Raw genomic sequence first — 16,302 nt, 5'->3', positions numbered from 1 at the left:
GGAAATCGATGGCTGACGGCGAGACCGTAGAGACTCGTGGTGAAGACCGGCACGACCTGATCGCCGCTGACACCAACAAGGACGGCAAGGCCGACGTGTGGGCGACCGACACCGACGGCGATGGCAAGGCGGACCTGTTCCAGTTCGACACCGATGGTGACGGAAAGGTCGACGTCACGATGGTCGACCTCGACCAGGACGGTACCCCGGACAAGATCGTTGACGGCGACGGCGGCCACGCGCCGACGGCCTGAACCACCCTTGCCGAGCTCGGCGCCTCGCCGACCCTGACGTCGCCGGCGGCCGGCCCACCGGGCGGGCCCGCCGGCGGCGTCGCGTGCGGACCCGAACCATTCCCGGGATAGCGCCGCCCTGAGCCGACCCTCGGGCCCCGTCGACCCTCAGCCGCCGTCGACCCTCAGCCGCCGTCGACCCTCAGCCGCCGTCGACCCTCAGCCGCCGTCGACTCTCAGGCCCCGTCGCCCCTCACAGCCCCCACCGAGTCTCAGCCGCCGCCCAGTGCGCGGATGGCCAGCGCCACCACGACCGCCAGGACCGCGGCGCACACGCACCCGACCAGCCAGGACCAGGCGCCCGACCCGGGCTCGTCCGGCGCGATCGCATCCGGGTGCCCCCGGGCCTCCAGCAGTTCCCGCTGGGCCAGCGCGGCGGTGCGGTACTGGCCGACCCTCGGCCCGCCCCGGGACAGCTCCAGCGCCAGCAGCGCCTGGGCCCGTTGCAGCCGCCGTACCGTCCGGCGTCCCGCCCGGCCGGCCTGCCGAAGGGCGAACCGGCGGGCCGCGGCCCGGCCGCGCGCCGAGCCGAGCGCGGCCAGCTCGCCCGGGGTCGCCACCCGCACGTCGCCGGCGAGCCGTTTCAGGTAGTAGCCGGCCTCCCGCCGACCAGCCCGCTTGATCAGCAGCGCTACCAGCAGCAGCGCGGGTATCCCCTTGATCAGCAGTGCCACCAGCACGCCGGGGGCGCCGTACCCGAACCCGTCGGCCAGCAGGGGCGAGTCCCAGCCGAAGTGGAACAGCCAGGCGCCGGCCAGCGCCGCGAGCGCCACGCCCCAGCGTCGCCACAGCGAACGGTCGTGGTGCAGTGCCGCGTACGCGATGCCCGAGCCGGCCAGCGCGGAGAACAGCGTGTGGCTCCACAGCCCGCCGAGGAATCCGCGCAGCAGGAAGGTGCCGACCACCGGCCCCAGGGTGTCGCCGTGTCCGGCCAGCGCCACCGCGTTGAGCGCGTACCCGATGTCCTCGACGACCTGGAAGCCCAGCCCGACGAAGGCGCCGTAGACGAAGCCGTCCACCACGCTGTTGATCTGTGCGCGGGCGGTCAGCACGATGACCACCACGCCGAGGGTCTTGGCCAACTCCTCGACCGTCGGCGCGGCCACCGCCGGCCCCCAACTGGCCGCGAACGCCGGTGAGACCAGCTTGGCCAGCAGGTTGTGCACCGCGGAGTCGCCCGGCACCGCCACCGCGGTGGCGGTCAGCGCACCCCAGCCGAGGGCGGCGAGCAGCAGCAGCGGCGGTTCCCGTTCGAAGTAGTCGAGGCTGCGCACGACCGCGACGAACAGGATGGCGTAGAGGGCGAACAGCACCACCGCGAGGGCGGTGGCCGACGGGTACCCGACAGCCTCGCGACGCAACAGGCCGCCGATGCGCCAGCCGCCGACCGCGATGAGCACGACCAGCAGCCAGAACGATGGCAGGCGCAGCGATCGGCGGGCTCGCGCCCCGGCCGGCGTGGGGATGACCAGTCCGGGCTCGGGCACGTCCGCCCGGCCGCCGTCCTCCGCCTCCGACTCGGCGCCGCGCCTGGAATCGGTGGTCATGAACGGCCGAAGGTGATGCTGAGCACGCTGGTCTCCAGGGCCGCCAGGGAGTCGTGCAGTTCCAGGTCGCCTCCTGCGAACGTCACCTGAACCGCCGTGCCGGCGGAGAGGAAGACCGTGTACCGGCCCTCCCGCCCCGGCGAGGTGTAGCCGCCCTGCAGGCCGGCCACCCCCGAGTCGGTGCGTACCGGCAACTCGCCACCGATCACCTGGTACCCGCGGTTGGCGGTGATCCTGGCTCGCAGCTGGGCGGTGGCCTCGTCCAACCCGCCGGTGAACGGCTCCGCCAGCACCGAATATCGCACCCCGCCGAGCAGGAACAACGCGGCGCCCTGATCCTCGGCGGGGGTCGTCCGGGTGACGTCGACCTGCGCGCCGGCCGGCGGCAGCACGCTGACCCCGGCCCCGACGTAGTACGCGCCGGCCGGAACCGGGCGGGCCGAGGCGATGGCGTTGTCCAGGGCGGGCAGGCCGAGGCCCAGCCCGGACAGGACGGCGAGCACGGCCAGGCTCCACAACGCGTTGCGCAGCAGCCGGGGTCGCATCCCATGAAGTTACCGTCCGGCGACGACGCGTGGTGTCTTCATCTTCACCGTGGTGGACGGCCGGGGGCGGGAGGGCCACCATCCGGCCGCCCCGGACAGCGCCCCGCACGCCGGTACCGCGAACAGCGACACCACGAAGGCGACCAGCGCGATGCCCAGCGTCACGGCGAAGCCGATCTGGACGAAGAACGGCACGCCCGAGATCAGCAGCGCGGCGAAGGTACCGGCGAGGATCACCGCGGCCGCCGCCACCGATGGTCCGGCATGCGCCACGGCCAGGGCCGCCGCCTCGCGCGGACCGCGCCCGTCGCGCAGTTCCTCGCGCAGCCGGGCGGTGATCAGAATGTTGTAGTCGGTGCCGATGGCCGTGACGAACAGGTACAGCACGATCGGGATGCTGAACGCCAGCGAGTCGGCGAACAGCCAGGCGGTCGCGCCGAGGGTGGCGGCGAACCCGGCGACCACCAGCACGACCAGCTGCACCGGGGCGAGCAGCGCGCGGAGCAGCCCGCCGAGGATCAGTACGAACAGCGCCGCCGCCACCGGGAAGATGACCGCCAGATCCCGGTGCGTCGCGTCGCGCACCTCGGCGTAGGCCATCGTCTGGCCGCCCAGCAGCACGGTGGTGCCCGCCGGGGCGGCCGCCCTTGCCCGGTCGCGCAGCGGGCCGTCCACCAGGTTCAGCGCGGCCGTCGAGTACGGCTGCGCGGACAGCACGAGCGGCACCTGCGCGGTGCGCCCGTCGGTCGACACGACCGGGGGCAGCGGCGAGGCCACCCCGGGCAACGCCGCCAGCCGCGACACGAACCGGCCGAGCTGGGTGGGCCCGATCGGGGCTTCGGAACGCAGGTACACCGTGGTGGGGTTGAGCGCACCGGCCGGGAACCCGAGCTGGAGCTGCCGGAAGGCGCGGCTCGACTCGGTACCGGCGGGCAGCTGCCCTACCGGGTCGTAGGACGGGTGTACCGAGCCGAGCCCGACGCCCAGCCCGCCGAGCAGCAGTACGCCGCCGAGCAGCACGAGCAGCGGCCGGCGGCCGACGAGCCGACCCAGTACCGCGACGCGCCCCGGCCTCGAACCAGCCAGCACGGGACCGCCGGCCGCCACGGGACCGCCGCTGGGTGCGCCGCCGCGCGCCAAGCCACGGGCGGGCCAGAACACCCAGCGCCCCAGTACCGTCAGCACCGCCGGCACCAGGGTCAGCGCGGCGAGCAGTGTCACCGCAACGCCGATCGCCAGGGCCGGACCCAGCGTGCGGTAGAACCCGAGCCTGGCCAGGATCAGCGCGCCGAACGCCGCGATCACGGCGAGCGCCGCCGAGGCCACGGCCTCGCCCACCCGCGTCAGCGCGGTCACCACCGCCTCGGTCGGCCGGTCGCCGGCCCGCAGCCGCTCCTGGTAGCGGAACAACAGGAACAGCACGTAGTCGGTGCCGATGCCGAACAGCACCACGGTGAGCATGGTGGGCAGCTCCTGACCCACCTGGAAGCCCAGCAGCCGGCCGGCGGACGCGACCAGGGCCGTGACCACCCCGTACCCCAGTCCGACCGTGAGCAGCGGCAGCAGCGCCGCCACCGGGCTGCGGAAGATCAGCAGCAGCAGGGTGACGATCAGCGCCAGGGTCGCCACGGTGACGATCACGGTGGCGTGGTCGAACGCGCCCTTGGTGTCGGCCGCGACCGCGGCCTGCCCGGTCATGCCGACGGACAGTCCGGTGCCGGCCAGTGCCGTCGCGCTCGAGTGGCGCAGCAGCGTAACGGCGGACCGGGTGTCCGCTCGCTCCGCCGGCCCGGCGAAGCTCACCACGAGCATCGCCACCCGCCGGTTGGCCGCGACGCCGCGCACCGGGTCGAAGGCCATGCCGGTGACCGCCGGCGGCCGGGGCAGGTCGGCGAGCCGGCCGGCGGACGCGAGGTCGGTCCCGGACAGCGTGCCGCCCGGGCGGGTCACCACGAGCACCGCGGTGGACCGGGCCGAGTCGGGGAACTCGCGCTCGGCCAGCGCCGCCGCGCGCGCGGATTCCGATCCGGAGGGCAGCGAGGCGGCCTGGTCCGGGTTGGTCACCGTGCTGATGCCCGGGGCGACCAGGATGAGCGCTCCGGCAACCACCAGCCAACTGACGATCACGAGCCACGGGCGGCGGGTCACCGCGCGGGCGACGGCTGCGAACATCGAACCTCCCAAATGATGGCACGACGTGCATAGTGGCATTCGAATGCATGATGGCACTCAACGCAGCATGTCATCGCATGCCATCTGGCACAACATGCCATGCATGCCAGCGCGCAACCATGAGAAGGTGGTGAGCGTGAATACCGCGCCAACCCGGCACGAACCCCCGCCGAACCCGGGGCCGGCGCAGCCGAGGCGGGCGGGCCCGCCCGCCGCCGGTGCGTCGCGGACCGGCGGGGCGCGGCCGGGCGCGCCGGCAACGGCCGGACCGGCCGCGGGTGCGCCGGGCACCGCCCCGCCGGCCAGAAGCGCGCCGGGGGCGACCACGCGGGCAACCCCGTCCGGGGCGACGCCGGAGACCGCGGCGCCCACCCGCCGCGAGCGCAAGAAGATCGAGACCCGGGCCGCGCTGGAGGCGGCGGCGCTGCGGCTGTTCGCCAAGCAGGGCTACGAACGCACCACGGTCGAGGAGATCGCCGAGGCCGCCGACGTGGCGGTGCGGACCTTCTTCCGGTACTTCCAGTCCAAGCAGCACGTGCTCTACGGCGACATGGCGATGAACATCACCGACCAGATGCGCGCCGCCCTGCTGGCCCGGCCGGCCACGGAGTCGCCGGTGCAGGCGGTGGGCGCCGCACTGGACGCGATGGAGCTGGGCGACCCCGACCAGCAGCAGCAGGTGCTGGACCGGCTGCGGTTGATGGAGCGGATGCCCGAGTTGGGCGGCACGTACCACATGATCTTTCAGCACCTGCACGACGTGATCGCCGAGCACGTCGCGGACCGCACCGGGCTACCGCCGGCCGAGCTGTACCCGCAGCTGCTCGCGGCGGCGGCGATAGCGGCGATCAAGGCGGCGCTGGCGGTGTTCGAGGCGGCCGGGGGGCGCCAGTCGCTCATCGAGCTGCGCGCCCGGGCGTATTCATCGCTCACTGCCGGCATTGGGGATCCACCCCGCGGCTGAGCCGGATACGGTATCGGTCGTGGCAGATCCGTGGGAGGGACTCGGCAATCGGCGCTACGTGCTGCTGACCACCGTGCGCGGGAACGGCACGCCGGTGCCCACCCCGGTGTGGGTGGTCCGCGACGGCGACCGCCTGGCGGTCTGGACGGGCGCCGGCGCCGGCAAGGTCAAGAGGATCCGGCGCAACGCCTCGGTGACGATCGCGCCCTGCACGGTCCGAGGCAGGCCGCTGGGCGAGCCGGCGGCGGCCAGCGCGCACCTGCTGCCGGCCGAAGATACGCTCCGGATCATCGATCTGATCATCAAGAAGTACCGGCTCCAGGGCCGGCTGGTGACCTGGCGGGCGCGTAGGCGCCCGGGCACCACGGTTGGCATCGGAATCGACCTGGACGGCGCTCCCGCGGGCTGACCCCACGAGACGGCCGCACCAGGGGCGACGGCCGTGGCGGGGCGACGGCGCGACCCGGAAAGCCCGGGCAGATACGCCTCAGGGGCGAAAGACGTGTAGCCATACTCGCCTTTCGCCCCCGACTCGTCGGTGGGTCCGCGATCGAACCGCGCCGCTGTATCGAATCTGGTCAGTCCCCCTGACGCTGCTGGGGAATCTGCCCCTGCAACAGGGCGCGTACTTCCGACTCCCGGTACCGGCGATGGCCACCGAGAGTGCGGATGGCGCTCAGCTTGCCCGCCTTGGCCCACCGGGTGACGGTCTTCGGGTCGACGCGGAACATCGACGCAACCTCGGCCGGGGTCAGCAGCGGCTCAGGCTCGTGCGTACGCGATGCCATCGGTCACTCCTCCACAGATATCTCAGAACGACGGCCGGGGTCCCGCCGGCCGACGCGATTCCATGGTCCGGCTAGTCCCGCATGTCCGACATGGACCGAACGGCTGAAGGTCCGTGGATGGACGGATGATGAATGCCCGATTTTTCCGTATTTTGTACGGTAGATAATGTCTTATTTGGATGATTTATTACTCTGCGTCATGGGACGAATACGAACCATTTTCGAGTTAGTTGCTCCGTTCGAGCAATTGCACCGCTCGCCACCTGGCCACTAGCTGCTCATATGCCTCGGTGGCGGAGTCCGCGTCGCCGTGTGACAGGCCGGCGAGTCCGGTCGCCACCAACCCCGGGGAGTCATCGGCGGCGAGGGCATCATCTGACAGAAGGGGGACAAGACCGCCGTAGTCGAGCTCAACCAAGGAGCGCGGGTGGAACTCCTCCAGCCACCGCGTGCTCTCCTCGACCGCCTCGGTGATCGGCGCGTCGCCCAGGGACTTGCGCAACACCGAGTGCGCCCGGTGAGCGCGCCGGCGCGCCTTGGAGATCTCCGTGCGGTACCGCAGCACCCGCCGGCCGGGCCGGACGGACAGCTGCTTCTCGGCCAGCTCGACGAAGACGAACCAGCGCAGCGGCACACCCCAGGTGGACACCTGCTCGTGTACCCGGGGCATCCCCTGCTCCAGCACCTTCGCGCCACTGCGCCAGTCTTCGACCACGGACTTGGCCAGGCCGGCCAGTCTGGGCGGGACGAAGGCGTCGGCCAGCACCGCCGGCACCCCGTCACGGGCGGACAGCGCCGCCTCGGCGACCCGGAACCGCAGGTTCCACGGGCAGATCAAGAGGGTCTCATCGGTCTCGAGGACGTAGGCCTCGTCGGGTAGGTCGGGCAGCCGGGTCCAGCCGGCGCCAAGAGCCTCCATGACCACGGTGCGCTGTCGGCCGGGGCCGTCCAGCGGCCCGATGGCTCGACCGTCCTTGACGTAGCGGCGCCAGTAGAGTTGGCGCTCCCGGTCGAAAGCGGTCAACGGCTCGTACACCCGAAGGTAGGCGGCAAAGTTCGAGGGCACGCAGGCGATCGTGCCACGCCGGACGGTGGTTCCGCTGCCGCGTACGCAACAGGTGGACCGCATTAGAGTTCCTGATATCCGGTACCACCCCGCCGGACGACGGACATCTACCCCACGAGGGAGTGTTGCCATGGGAGTGTTCAGCAGTGACGCCGATCACGAACAGGTGGTCTTCTGCCAGGACAAACAGTCCGGCCTACGAGCGATCATCGCCATCTACTCGACCGCGCTGGGGCCGGCTCTGGGTGGAACTCGGTTCTATCCCTACGCCGCAGAGGCCGACGCGTTGCACGATGTGCTCGAACTCTCCCGTGGCATGGCCTACAAGAATGCTCTCGCCGGGCTCGACCTCGGCGGCGGCAAAGCGGTCATCTGGGGTGACCCCGATCGGGAAAAGTCCGAGCCGCTGCTGCGCGCCTATGGCCGATTTGTCGCCTCGCTGGGCGGTCGTTACTACACCGCCTGCGACGTCGGCACCTACGTGCAGGACATGGACGTCGTGGCCAGGGAGACGAGGTTCGTCACCGGGCGCAGCGTCGAGCACGGAGGGGCCGGCGACTCCTCGATCCTTACCGCCTGGGGAGTCTTCCAGGGCATGCGGGCGGCCGCGGAGCACCGCTGGGGCAGCCCGACCCTGTCCGGACGCACGGTCGGCGTGGCCGGGCTGGGCAAGGTCGGCAAGCACCTGACCGCGCACCTGCTGGAGGACGGCGCCTCGGTCGTGGCCACCGATGTCTCCTCGCGGGCACTGGACTGGGTCCGCGCGACGTATCCGCAGGTCAACCTCGTCGACAACGCCGACGACCTGATCCGCTCCGACATCGACGTGTACGCCCCCTGCGCGCTCGGCGGCGCCCTGGACGACGACGCGGTGGCGGTACTTCGCGCCAAGATCGTGGCCGGCGCGGCCAACAACCAGCTGTCCCACCCGGGCGTCGACAAGCTGCTGGCGGACCGGGGCATCCTGTACGCGCCGGACTACGTGGTCAACGCCGGCGGCGTGATCCAGGTGGCCGACGAGATCGAGGGCTTCAACTTCGACCGTGCGAAGCTGCGGGCCACCAAGATCTTCGACACCACCCGGCAGATCCTGGCCCTGGGTGACGCCGAGGGAGTGCCTCCGGCGGCCGCCGCGGACCGGCTCGCCGAGCGCCGGATGGCCGAAGTCGGGCGTTTGCGGACGATCAGGCTTTAATAGATCGGGTCCGGCTCGTCAGAGTCGTTGGACGGGCCGGCCCGCCGGGTAAGGACCGGGTGGCGGAGGGCCGAGGTGCCGAACCTGGCTCTCGACATGTACCGTATGAGCCACGAGAGATGCCTGTAGTCATCGGGGCGCGTCTGGATTGGGCTGCCCCGTAATTCTGTGCGAGGGGGTCGAGCCATGGGGCGCGGCCGAGCTAAGGCGAAGCAGACAAAGGTGGCCCGGGAGTTGAAGTACCACTCCCCAAACACCGACCTCGCTGCACTGCAGCGCGAGCTCGCCAGCAGCGAGAAGTCGAAGGAACACTTCGACAACTACGGCGAGTTGCTTGACGACGACTCGGACGATGAGGACGACGAGGACGAGTCGGACGACGGCGCCTGGACGCCTGGGCGCCGGTAAGGACCGGGCGGCACACAAGCACGCGGTTTCTCCCGCGTGCTTAAGTGTGCCGCCGCGCCGTCCGGTGTGACCCTTCCCACTCCGGCGATCCCGGCTCTGCCGACGGCGCGATCAGATCGGTCCGAACGGCGCGCTGGGGCCCTCACCCCGGTGCCAGCGGCAACGCGACGGCGATCCCGTCAGCGGCCCGGGCATCAGGGGCGCCGGCTGACAAGTGCACCGATCGGTGACGGGCCGGCCGTGACGGGCCGGCCTTTGCGGCACCCCGAGCCGCCCGTCCTCGGGTGCCTCACCCGGCATCCGCGCGGGGTGGATCCGGCGACCGCGGGCGGGCCCGGCAAGGGCTGAGAGCCTCGTCAGCGGGGCCTGTTGGTGAACTGGTAGAAGGTCGGGAAGGCGTCCTCGAACGGCCGCCATCCCGGGCTACCGGCACCCAGATCCTCGGTGCGGGCGCGCCACGCGTGCTCCGCCTCGGCCAGCATCGCGGCGAGCCCCGGCCCGGCGGCGCGCACCCGGTCGGCGATCGATTCAGTGCTCTCGGGCATACTCCAGCACTCCCTCCAACAGGCGGATCTTGCTGTTCCGGCAGTGGTTGGTCTGCGTGCCGTCGAACCGGCCATGCTCGAAGTACCGGTTGGAGGCGTGCGCCCCGCCGCAGAAGCCGAAGTACGGACAGCTGGCCCGGCACGCCTCGACGCCGGACAGGTACTCGCCGATCCAGCCCTCCCGGTGCCGTGCCGCCCGGGCGACGATCTCGTGCAGTGGGTGCTCCATGACGTTGCCCGAGGAGAAGTCGCCGTACCGGGAGTCGACGAAGCCGGCCAGCTCCGGGGAGAGCAGGACCACCCTGCCATCCTCGCCGATCGCCGGGATCGGATCGAACTGGCGCGGCAGCAGTTGGTCATCTGTGCCGGCCAGGGCCGCTCCGGCGTACCTCAGGGCCCACTCGACCTCGCGCAGCTCGATCCGCGGGTCGGCCCGCCAGGCCGCGGTCAGCTCCGCCCAGAAGGTCTGCATGGCCGCTCCGCCGAAACCGGTCTCCCGGAGGTTGACGCCCTCCCGCTCCTCGACGTTGATGCCCAGCGCGTAGCAGCCCAGCTCGAGGAAGAATTCGTACAGGTCGGCGGCCAGGCCCGGCCGGGGGTCGGAGACCACGCACAGGGCGGCGAACGGGATGCCGTGCCGGCGCAGCGCACCGACCCCGCGCAGGATCCGGTCGTACGCCTGCTGGCCCCCTCGGACCACCCGCCGCGCGGCCAGTGACCGCGGGCCGTCCACGCTCACGCCGACCCGCACCCCGTGCTCGACGAAGTACTCGCACCAGGCGTCGTCGATCAGCGTGGCGTTGGTCTGGATGTGGTGCTCGACACCGCGGAACGGGGCCATGAGCCGGGCCAGGTGCGCTCGCCCGACGCTGGTCGGCTCGCCACCGTGCCAGACGACGGAGAACCGGCGCGCCCGCGCCGCCCAGGGGTTGGCCGAGGCGGCGACCGCCTCGGCCACGGAGACGGGCATCCGCCGCTCCACCGACCGGAACGGGAGGTAGCAGTACTCACAGTCGAGGTTGCACAACGTGGTGGGCTGCATGATCACGTAAGAGGGAACCACGGCTATCCCGCGCATCCCGCTCCACGACGGAGACGACAAAGGTCCCCTCCTCCGTCTCGGGAGTGTCGATTCAGACTAGGGGCTGCCAGCCATACCGGCTAGTGCGCCCTCCTCCGAATGATCGACCCCCCGGGCCGGCCGAAGCCCGGTGCTACCCCCTCGTGTACGAGCCGACCATCTGCACCGTGCCGGTACCCTCGACGATCTCCCCTACCGGCCACGCCTCGACCTTGCGGGCCGCCAGCAGCGCCAGCGCCCGGTCCGCGTCCTCGGCCGAGACCACGGCCATCATGCCGACGCCCATGTTGAAGGTGCTCTCCATGTCGGCGGCCTCGATCCGTCCCCTGGCCTGCACCAGGTCGAAGATCGGCTGCGGCCGCCAGGTCGAGCGGTCGACCATGGCGTCCATGCCGTCGGGCAGGACCCGGCACAGGTTGCCGGGGATGCCGCCGCCGGTGATGTGCGCGAACACCCGCACGTCACACTCCTCGACCAGGGCCAGGCAGTCCTTGGCGTAGATCCTGGTCGGCGTGAGCAGCTCCTCGCCGAGGCTGCGCTGGGTGCCGAGTTCCTCGACGATGCTGTCCAGCCGCAGCCGCCCGGAGCCGGCGAGCAGCACGTGCCGCACCAGCGAGAACCCGTTGGAGTGCAGCCCGGACGAGCCCATGGCGATGACCACGTCGCCGAGCTGGACATTCTCCCGGTCCAGGATCGCGTCGGCCTCGACCACGCCGACCCCGGTGCCGGAGATGTCGTACTCGTGCGGGCGCATCACGCCGGGGTGCTCCGCGGTCTCCCCGCCGAGCAGGGCACAGCCCGCCGCCCGGCAGCCGTCCGCGATCCCCGCCGCGATCTCCGAGATCCGTTCCGGGACCACCTCGCCGCAGGCGATGTAGTCCAGCAGGAACAGCGGCTCGGCGCCGCATGCGACCAGGTCGTCGACGACCATCGCGACCAGGTCGATGCCGACCGTGTCGTGGATGTCCATGGCCTGCGCCACGGTGAGCTTGGTGCCCACGCCGTCCGCGGAGGAGGCCAAGACCGGCTGCTTGTACTTCTTCATGTCCAGCCGGAAGAGGCCCGCGAAGCCGCCGACGCCGCCGATCACCTCAGGTCGAAGGGTGCGTTGCACCTTCGGCTTGAGCAACTCGACGGCCTGTTCTCCGGCGTGTATCGAGACACCGGAGTCGGCGTAGGTTACTGTCCGCTTACGGCCGGAGCGTCCGTTGCCAGCCGACCACGGCTGGAATGGGGTCTCGGCCCGCTCGGTCTGCGTCACTGTTATCTCCTCCGTACGACGGTTGCGCCCCGGTTAAGCGCTTCCGCCCGGTCGACCATCGGGCCGACGTCGGTTACCTTCGTGGTCACTGACGCAGCAGCGCGTCCGCCGTCCCAAAATTCGCGGTGCCACGGGCATCGGTGGCGTCGTCGGTCGGCTCGTGGCGCTCGGCCTCGCTGTCGCGGCCCATTCCGGCGCCGGCCAGTTGGCCCGCCATGGCGCCGCCCGGGTCATCGTGGGTGGCGTCACCGGCCACCCGCCGGCCGACGCTCTCCAGCACGTGTTTTCCGATGAGGTTGTCGCTGGGCAGCCCGATCGGGTACTCCCCGTCGAAGCACGCCCGGCACAGCCGGGTCCGAGGCTGTTCGGTCGCGGCGATGAGACCGGGCAGCGAGACGTAGCCCAGGGAGTCGGCACCGATAGAGCGGCGGATGCCCTCCGTGTCCAACCCGTTGGCGATCAGCTCGGCCCGGGTCGCGAAATCGATGCCGTAGAAGCACGGCCACTTGACCGGTGGCGAGGAGATGCGCACGTGCACCTCCAGCGCGCCGGACTCGCGCAGCATCCGGACGATCGCGCGCTGCGTGTTGCCCCGCACGATCGAGTCGTCGACCACCACCACGCGGCGGCCCCGGACGGCCTCCCGCAGCGGGTTGAGCTTGAGCCGCACGCCGAGCTGTCGGATGGTCTGCGACGGCTGGATGAAGGTGCGGCCCACGTAGGTGTTCTTGACCAGGCCCAGCCCGTACGGGATGCCGGACTCCTCGGCGTAGCCGATGGCGGCCGGGGTGCCCGACTCCGGTACCGGGATGACCAGGTCCGCCTCGACCGGGTGCTCCTGGGCGAGCCGGCGGCCGATGGCGACCCGGGTGGCGTAGACGTTGCGCCCGACGATCGTGGTGTCCGGCCGGGCCAGGTAGACGTATTCGAACAGACAGCCCTTGGGATCGGGTGCCGCGAAGCGCTGCGAGCGCAGCCCGTCCTCGTCGATGGCGATCAGCTCGCCGGGCTCGATCTCGCGCACCACGCTGGCGCCCACGATGTCCAGGGCGGCGGTCTCGCTGGCCACTACCCAGCCACGTTCGAGGCGGCCGAGCACCAGGGGACGTACCCCGTTCACGTCACGGGCCGCGTAGAGCGTGTCCTCGTCCATGAACACGAAGCTGAAGGCGCCACGCAGCTGGGGCAGCACCCGCATGGCCGCGGCCTCGACCGACAGGTCGGGCATGCTCGCGAGCATCGCGGTGACCAGGGCCGTGTCGCTGGTCGAGCCGTCCTCGGTCTGGATCGCGGCGGACAGGTCGGCGGTGTTGACCAGGTTGCCGTTGTGAGCCAGGGCGATGGTGGTCCCGGTCTCCGTGGACTGGATGGTCGGCTGGGAATTCTCCCAGGTCGGGCCGCCGGTCGTGGAGTAGCGGGCGTGCCCGATGGCCAGGTGCCCCTGCAGGCTGGCCAGGGTCGGCTCGTCGAAGACCTGGGCGACCAGGCCGAGATCCTTGTAGACCATCACGCCGGTGCCGTCGCTGACCGCTATGCCGGCCGCCTCCTGGCCACGGTGCTGGAGCGCGTATAGCCCGAAGTAGGTCAGCTTGGCTACCTCTTCGCCGGGGGCCCAGACCCCGAAGACCCCACACGCGTCCTGCGGGCCGGGCCGCCCTGGGTCAAGCTCGTGACTCAACCGGCCGTCGCCTCGGGGCACTTGCCGCTCCTTGCGCCGCTGGTGCTTCCTGTTCGCGTGACAGTGTACGCGAGCCAGAAGGCATAGCGGAGAGCCAGCTTTTCGTTGCCGTCAGTAGGGCTACGCAGGGCATCGACGCCGCTACGCACGCCGACATCGCATACCTCGCGGCGCCCCCGGGACGGGTCATCCCGTCCAGACGGGCAGCAACTCGGAGATGTCGGTACGGATGCCGCTCGCCGCGGCCCGGCCCTCCGCCAGTGCCCGGGACCATTCCAGCCGCCCGGTGGCGAGTCGTACCCAGGTGACCGGATCCGTCTCGATCACGTTCGGCGGCGTACCACGAGTGTGTCGCGGGCCGGCGACGCACTGAATTGCACCGTAGGGTGGGACCCGCACCTCCACCGATCGGCCAGGCGCACGCGAGGAGAGTTCGGACAACAACCACCGCACGGCATCGCGCAGCAGCTCACGAGCCGGTTCTTGACCGGCGTCGAGGGCCTGGACGGAGGCGGCCACAGCCGCCGGACCGGGGTGCACAGGGGACACGTCGGGACGATACGACTCGCACCCGACCTACTTAGGCATGCCCCCTGACTTTCGTCGGGACACCAGACAAGGCATAGTTGCCCACGGTGCAAATCCGCACGGGGGGTAGTCAGAACGGAAGGCGGTGGATGTTGACTGCGCACCGACGAGCCTGGACGCTGCGTGCCGGACTCATGGCGGTGTTGGTAGCGGGAACCATGGGCGCCGTCGCGACGCCCGCTTTCGCCGACAGCGCCATCGGGGTGTCTGTTAGTCCACTGGGCGACTTCGGCCCCGGCGCCAAACAGAACCTCCAGATCGTTGTTCAGAACAAGAACCCGATCGCCCAGGGCGGCCAGGATGAGGACGTCACCGTCACGATCAATGGCCTGAACAGCAATTTCACGGTCAGTGACCCCAAGGGTTGCGAGGGCAACGGCGATACGTCGTGCACCGTGACGTTCAAGGCCGGCGACGACGACACCCGGGCCACGATCTCGTTCAGCATCAAGGCGACGCAGAACATCCCGGCTGGGCAGACGGTGACCGGCAGCGGCACCGTGAATGTGGCGACGAACGACACCGCGGACGGGCAGCAGCACAGCGACAGCGCCAACTTCCAGGTGGTCGCCCACGGCGACGCCGCCGCCCCGCCCCCGCCCCCGCCACCGCCGACCACCAAGGCCGCGCCGACGACCGTCGCCGCGATCAGCGGAAGCGTCCACGACATCTCCACCGGCAACCCGGTCGCGGGCGCCAACGTGGCGATGCAGGATGGCGAAGGTCACACCTACCAGACTCCCACCAGCTCCAGCGGGAAGTTCTCCTTCCGGTCCACGGACAGCAACCCGATCTCGCCCGGCGAGATCGCGCTGGTCGTGACCAAGGACGGCTACCAGGAGAAGGACGTCAGCCAGGACACGCAGGCCGGGCAGTCCTACAACCTGGCCAGCATCGTGCTCACGGCCAACGCGCCCGCCAGCGCCTCGGACAGCCCGCTGCCGATACCCAGCGCCGCCGGCCCGACCGCCTCGGTGGTGGGTCTCGCGACCCAGGGGGCCGCCGCCAGCGGTGGCGACGGCGGCGGCAGCGGCCTCTCGATGCTGCTGATCGTGCTCGGCGTGATCCTCGTGCTGGCCGGCGCCGGCGCGATCGGCTACATACTCTGGCGCCGCCGCAACGAGGGCGGGGACCCGGGCGAGGACGACAGCGACATGCCGCGCCGCGGCCCGTCCCCGGTGCCGGCGAGCCGGGGCGCCTACCGGGGGTCGAACGACGAGACCCAGATCCGGTCCGGCGGGTACGGCAACGTGATGTCCGACGCGCCAACCATGCTGCAGAGGCCGGTGGTCGACGAGTACGCCGACCCGTACGGCGCACCCGACCCGACGCAGGTGGCCGGCTACGGCGCCACCCCGGGGTACCAGGGCGACGGCGGGTACGGCGGCGGCGGGTACGGCGACTCCTACGCGGGCGGCGGGTACGGCGAGCGCGACTACGACCGGGGTGCCGGCTACGACGCGGGTACCGGCGCCTACGAGCCCACCCGGCCGGCGTACGGCGCGCCGAACCCGGGGCCGGCCGCCGACCCCTACGCCGCGCCACCCCGCGACTACAACGGCTACAACGAGCCCACCACGTACGGCCGGGCCGAGCCGCCCTCCTCGGGCGGCGGGTACGGAGCCGACCAGGCCACCTCCCGCTACACCGGCGGGGACCAGGCCCCCACCTCGCGTTACGGCGGGGACCAGGCGACCACCCGCTACGGCGGCGGCGACCAGGCCCCCACCTCGCGGTACGGCGGCTCCGGCGGGTACGAGTCCGGCGGCGGGTATGAGCAGCCGGCCGGCTACGACGAGCAGCGTGGCGCCGGGTACGACGCCGGCCACCGCGGCGGCGGGCACCAGGACAGCACCCGGCGGTACGAGGGCGGCGGGTACGGAGCCGACCAGGCGACCTCTCGGTACGGCGAGCCCGGCGGTGGGTACGAGCCCGCCGGCGGGTACGAGCAGCCGGCCGGCTACGACGACCAGCGTGGCGCCGGGTACGACGGGAGTGGCCGTGAGCAGCGCGGCGGCTACCAGCCCCGGGGCGGGTACCAGCCACCGGCCGACCCGTACGAGCAACAACAGCAGCAGCAGCGGGGCGGCGGGCACGGCCAGCCGCGCGGCGGATACGAGCCGCCGCAGCAGGAGACACGCCGCTCGCTCGACTGGCTCGACGACTAGGCG

The 16,302-nt window shown here is 71.5% G+C and carries 16 protein-coding genes; 6 read left to right on the top strand and 10 right to left on the bottom strand.

From position 1 onward, the window contains the following. Nucleotides 1-8: 8 nt before the first annotated feature. The gene (locus ABEA87_RS00685) at nucleotides 9-254 is read left to right on the top strand and encodes a hypothetical protein (RefSeq protein WP_345625067.1); all 246 of its coding nucleotides are present in this window, start codon (nucleotides 9-11) and stop codon (nucleotides 252-254) included. A gap of 251 nt (nucleotides 255-505) precedes the next feature. Here ABEA87_RS00685 and ABEA87_RS00680 read toward each other — a convergent pair whose 3' ends face one another. The 3 genes from ABEA87_RS00680 to ABEA87_RS00670 are packed head-to-tail and all read right to left on the bottom strand — an operon-like array spanning nucleotide 506 to nucleotide 4,557. Then, a complete protein-coding gene (locus tag ABEA87_RS00680) occupies nucleotides 506-1,840 on the bottom strand; it encodes a PrsW family intramembrane metalloprotease (RefSeq protein ID WP_345625066.1) in 1,335 nt (444 codons plus the stop codon). Next, nucleotides 1,837-2,385, bottom strand: coding sequence for a hypothetical protein (locus ABEA87_RS00675; protein WP_345625065.1), 549 nt, complete (start codon nucleotides 2,383-2,385; stop codon nucleotides 1,837-1,839). The genes ABEA87_RS00680 and ABEA87_RS00675 overlap by 4 nt, the downstream gene beginning before the upstream one ends. A gap of 9 nt (nucleotides 2,386-2,394) precedes the next feature. After that, entirely contained in the window at nucleotides 2,395-4,557 is a 2,163-nt protein-coding gene (locus tag ABEA87_RS00670) for an MMPL family transporter (RefSeq protein WP_345625064.1), read from the bottom strand. A gap of 136 nt (nucleotides 4,558-4,693) precedes the next feature. Between ABEA87_RS00670 and ABEA87_RS00665 the strand changes: the two genes are divergently transcribed. Next, a complete protein-coding gene (locus tag ABEA87_RS00665) occupies nucleotides 4,694-5,521 on the top strand; it encodes an acyl-CoA-like ligand-binding transcription factor (RefSeq protein ID WP_345625063.1) in 828 nt (275 codons plus the stop codon). Between the two features lie 19 nt (nucleotides 5,522-5,540). Next, nucleotides 5,541-5,930, top strand: coding sequence for a PPOX class F420-dependent oxidoreductase (locus ABEA87_RS00660; RefSeq protein ID WP_345625062.1), 390 nt, complete (start codon nucleotides 5,541-5,543; stop codon nucleotides 5,928-5,930). Nucleotides 5,931-6,099: 169 nt separating this feature from the next. Here ABEA87_RS00660 and ABEA87_RS00655 read toward each other — a convergent pair whose 3' ends face one another. Further along, complete coding sequence (locus ABEA87_RS00655) at nucleotides 6,100-6,309, bottom strand: BldC family transcriptional regulator (protein WP_007073996.1); 210 nt, start codon at nucleotides 6,307-6,309, stop codon at nucleotides 6,100-6,102. Nucleotides 6,310-6,535: 226 nt separating this feature from the next. After that, nucleotides 6,536-7,375: a hypothetical protein gene (locus ABEA87_RS00650; protein ID WP_345625061.1), complete on the bottom strand. Its 840-nt coding sequence runs from the start codon at nucleotides 7,373-7,375 to the stop codon at nucleotides 6,536-6,538. Between the two features lie 130 nt (nucleotides 7,376-7,505). Here ABEA87_RS00650 and ABEA87_RS00645 point away from each other — a divergent pair, with 130 nt between their 5' ends. Next, entirely contained in the window at nucleotides 7,506-8,570 is a 1,065-nt protein-coding gene (locus tag ABEA87_RS00645; RefSeq protein ID WP_345625060.1) for a Glu/Leu/Phe/Val family dehydrogenase, read from the top strand. A gap of 186 nt (nucleotides 8,571-8,756) precedes the next feature. Next, a complete protein-coding gene (locus tag ABEA87_RS00640) occupies nucleotides 8,757-8,978 on the top strand; it encodes a DUF3073 domain-containing protein (RefSeq protein WP_345625059.1) in 222 nt (73 codons plus the stop codon). Between the two features lie 356 nt (nucleotides 8,979-9,334). On the opposite strand, the gene amcA is transcribed toward ABEA87_RS00640, so the two are convergent. The 5 genes from amcA to ABEA87_RS00615 form a co-directional block, all read right to left on the bottom strand. Continuing rightward, nucleotides 9,335-9,523, bottom strand: coding sequence for a multiple cyclophane-containing RiPP AmcA (gene amcA, locus ABEA87_RS00635; RefSeq protein ID WP_345625058.1), 189 nt, complete (start codon nucleotides 9,521-9,523; stop codon nucleotides 9,335-9,337). Further along, nucleotides 9,507-10,601 carry a cyclophane-forming radical SAM peptide maturase AmcB gene (amcB, locus tag ABEA87_RS00630; RefSeq protein ID WP_345625713.1) on the bottom strand — a complete coding sequence of 365 codons (1,095 nt, stop codon included), beginning with the start codon at nucleotides 10,599-10,601 and terminating at the stop codon, nucleotides 9,507-9,509. Before amcB ends, amcA begins: the two co-directional genes overlap by 17 nt. A gap of 136 nt (nucleotides 10,602-10,737) precedes the next feature. After that, nucleotides 10,738-11,865, bottom strand: coding sequence for a phosphoribosylformylglycinamidine cyclo-ligase (purM, locus tag ABEA87_RS00625; RefSeq protein WP_345625057.1), 1,128 nt, complete (start codon nucleotides 11,863-11,865; stop codon nucleotides 10,738-10,740). Nucleotides 11,866-11,950: 85 nt separating this feature from the next. Then, nucleotides 11,951-13,564, bottom strand: a complete 1,614-nt coding sequence (gene purF, locus ABEA87_RS00620; protein ID WP_345625056.1) for an amidophosphoribosyltransferase — start codon at nucleotides 13,562-13,564, stop codon at nucleotides 11,951-11,953. A gap of 165 nt (nucleotides 13,565-13,729) precedes the next feature. Then, entirely contained in the window at nucleotides 13,730-14,092 is a 363-nt protein-coding gene (locus ABEA87_RS00615) for a sterol carrier family protein (RefSeq protein ID WP_425570675.1), read from the bottom strand. A 173-nt stretch (nucleotides 14,093-14,265) separates the two neighbouring features. On the opposite strand from ABEA87_RS00615, the gene ABEA87_RS00610 reads away from it, so the two are divergent. Beyond that, nucleotides 14,266-16,299, top strand: a complete 2,034-nt coding sequence (locus tag ABEA87_RS00610) for a carboxypeptidase-like regulatory domain-containing protein (protein ID WP_345625055.1) — start codon at nucleotides 14,266-14,268, stop codon at nucleotides 16,297-16,299. Nucleotides 16,300-16,302: the final 3 nt, after the last annotated feature.

This window comes from Rugosimonospora acidiphila (assembly GCF_039543385.1).
GTDB lineage: Bacteria > Actinomycetota > Actinomycetes > Mycobacteriales > Micromonosporaceae > Rugosimonospora > Rugosimonospora acidiphila.
The sequence above is the reverse complement of the archived record's forward strand: the minus strand, read 5'-3'. Positions and strand labels throughout refer to the sequence as shown.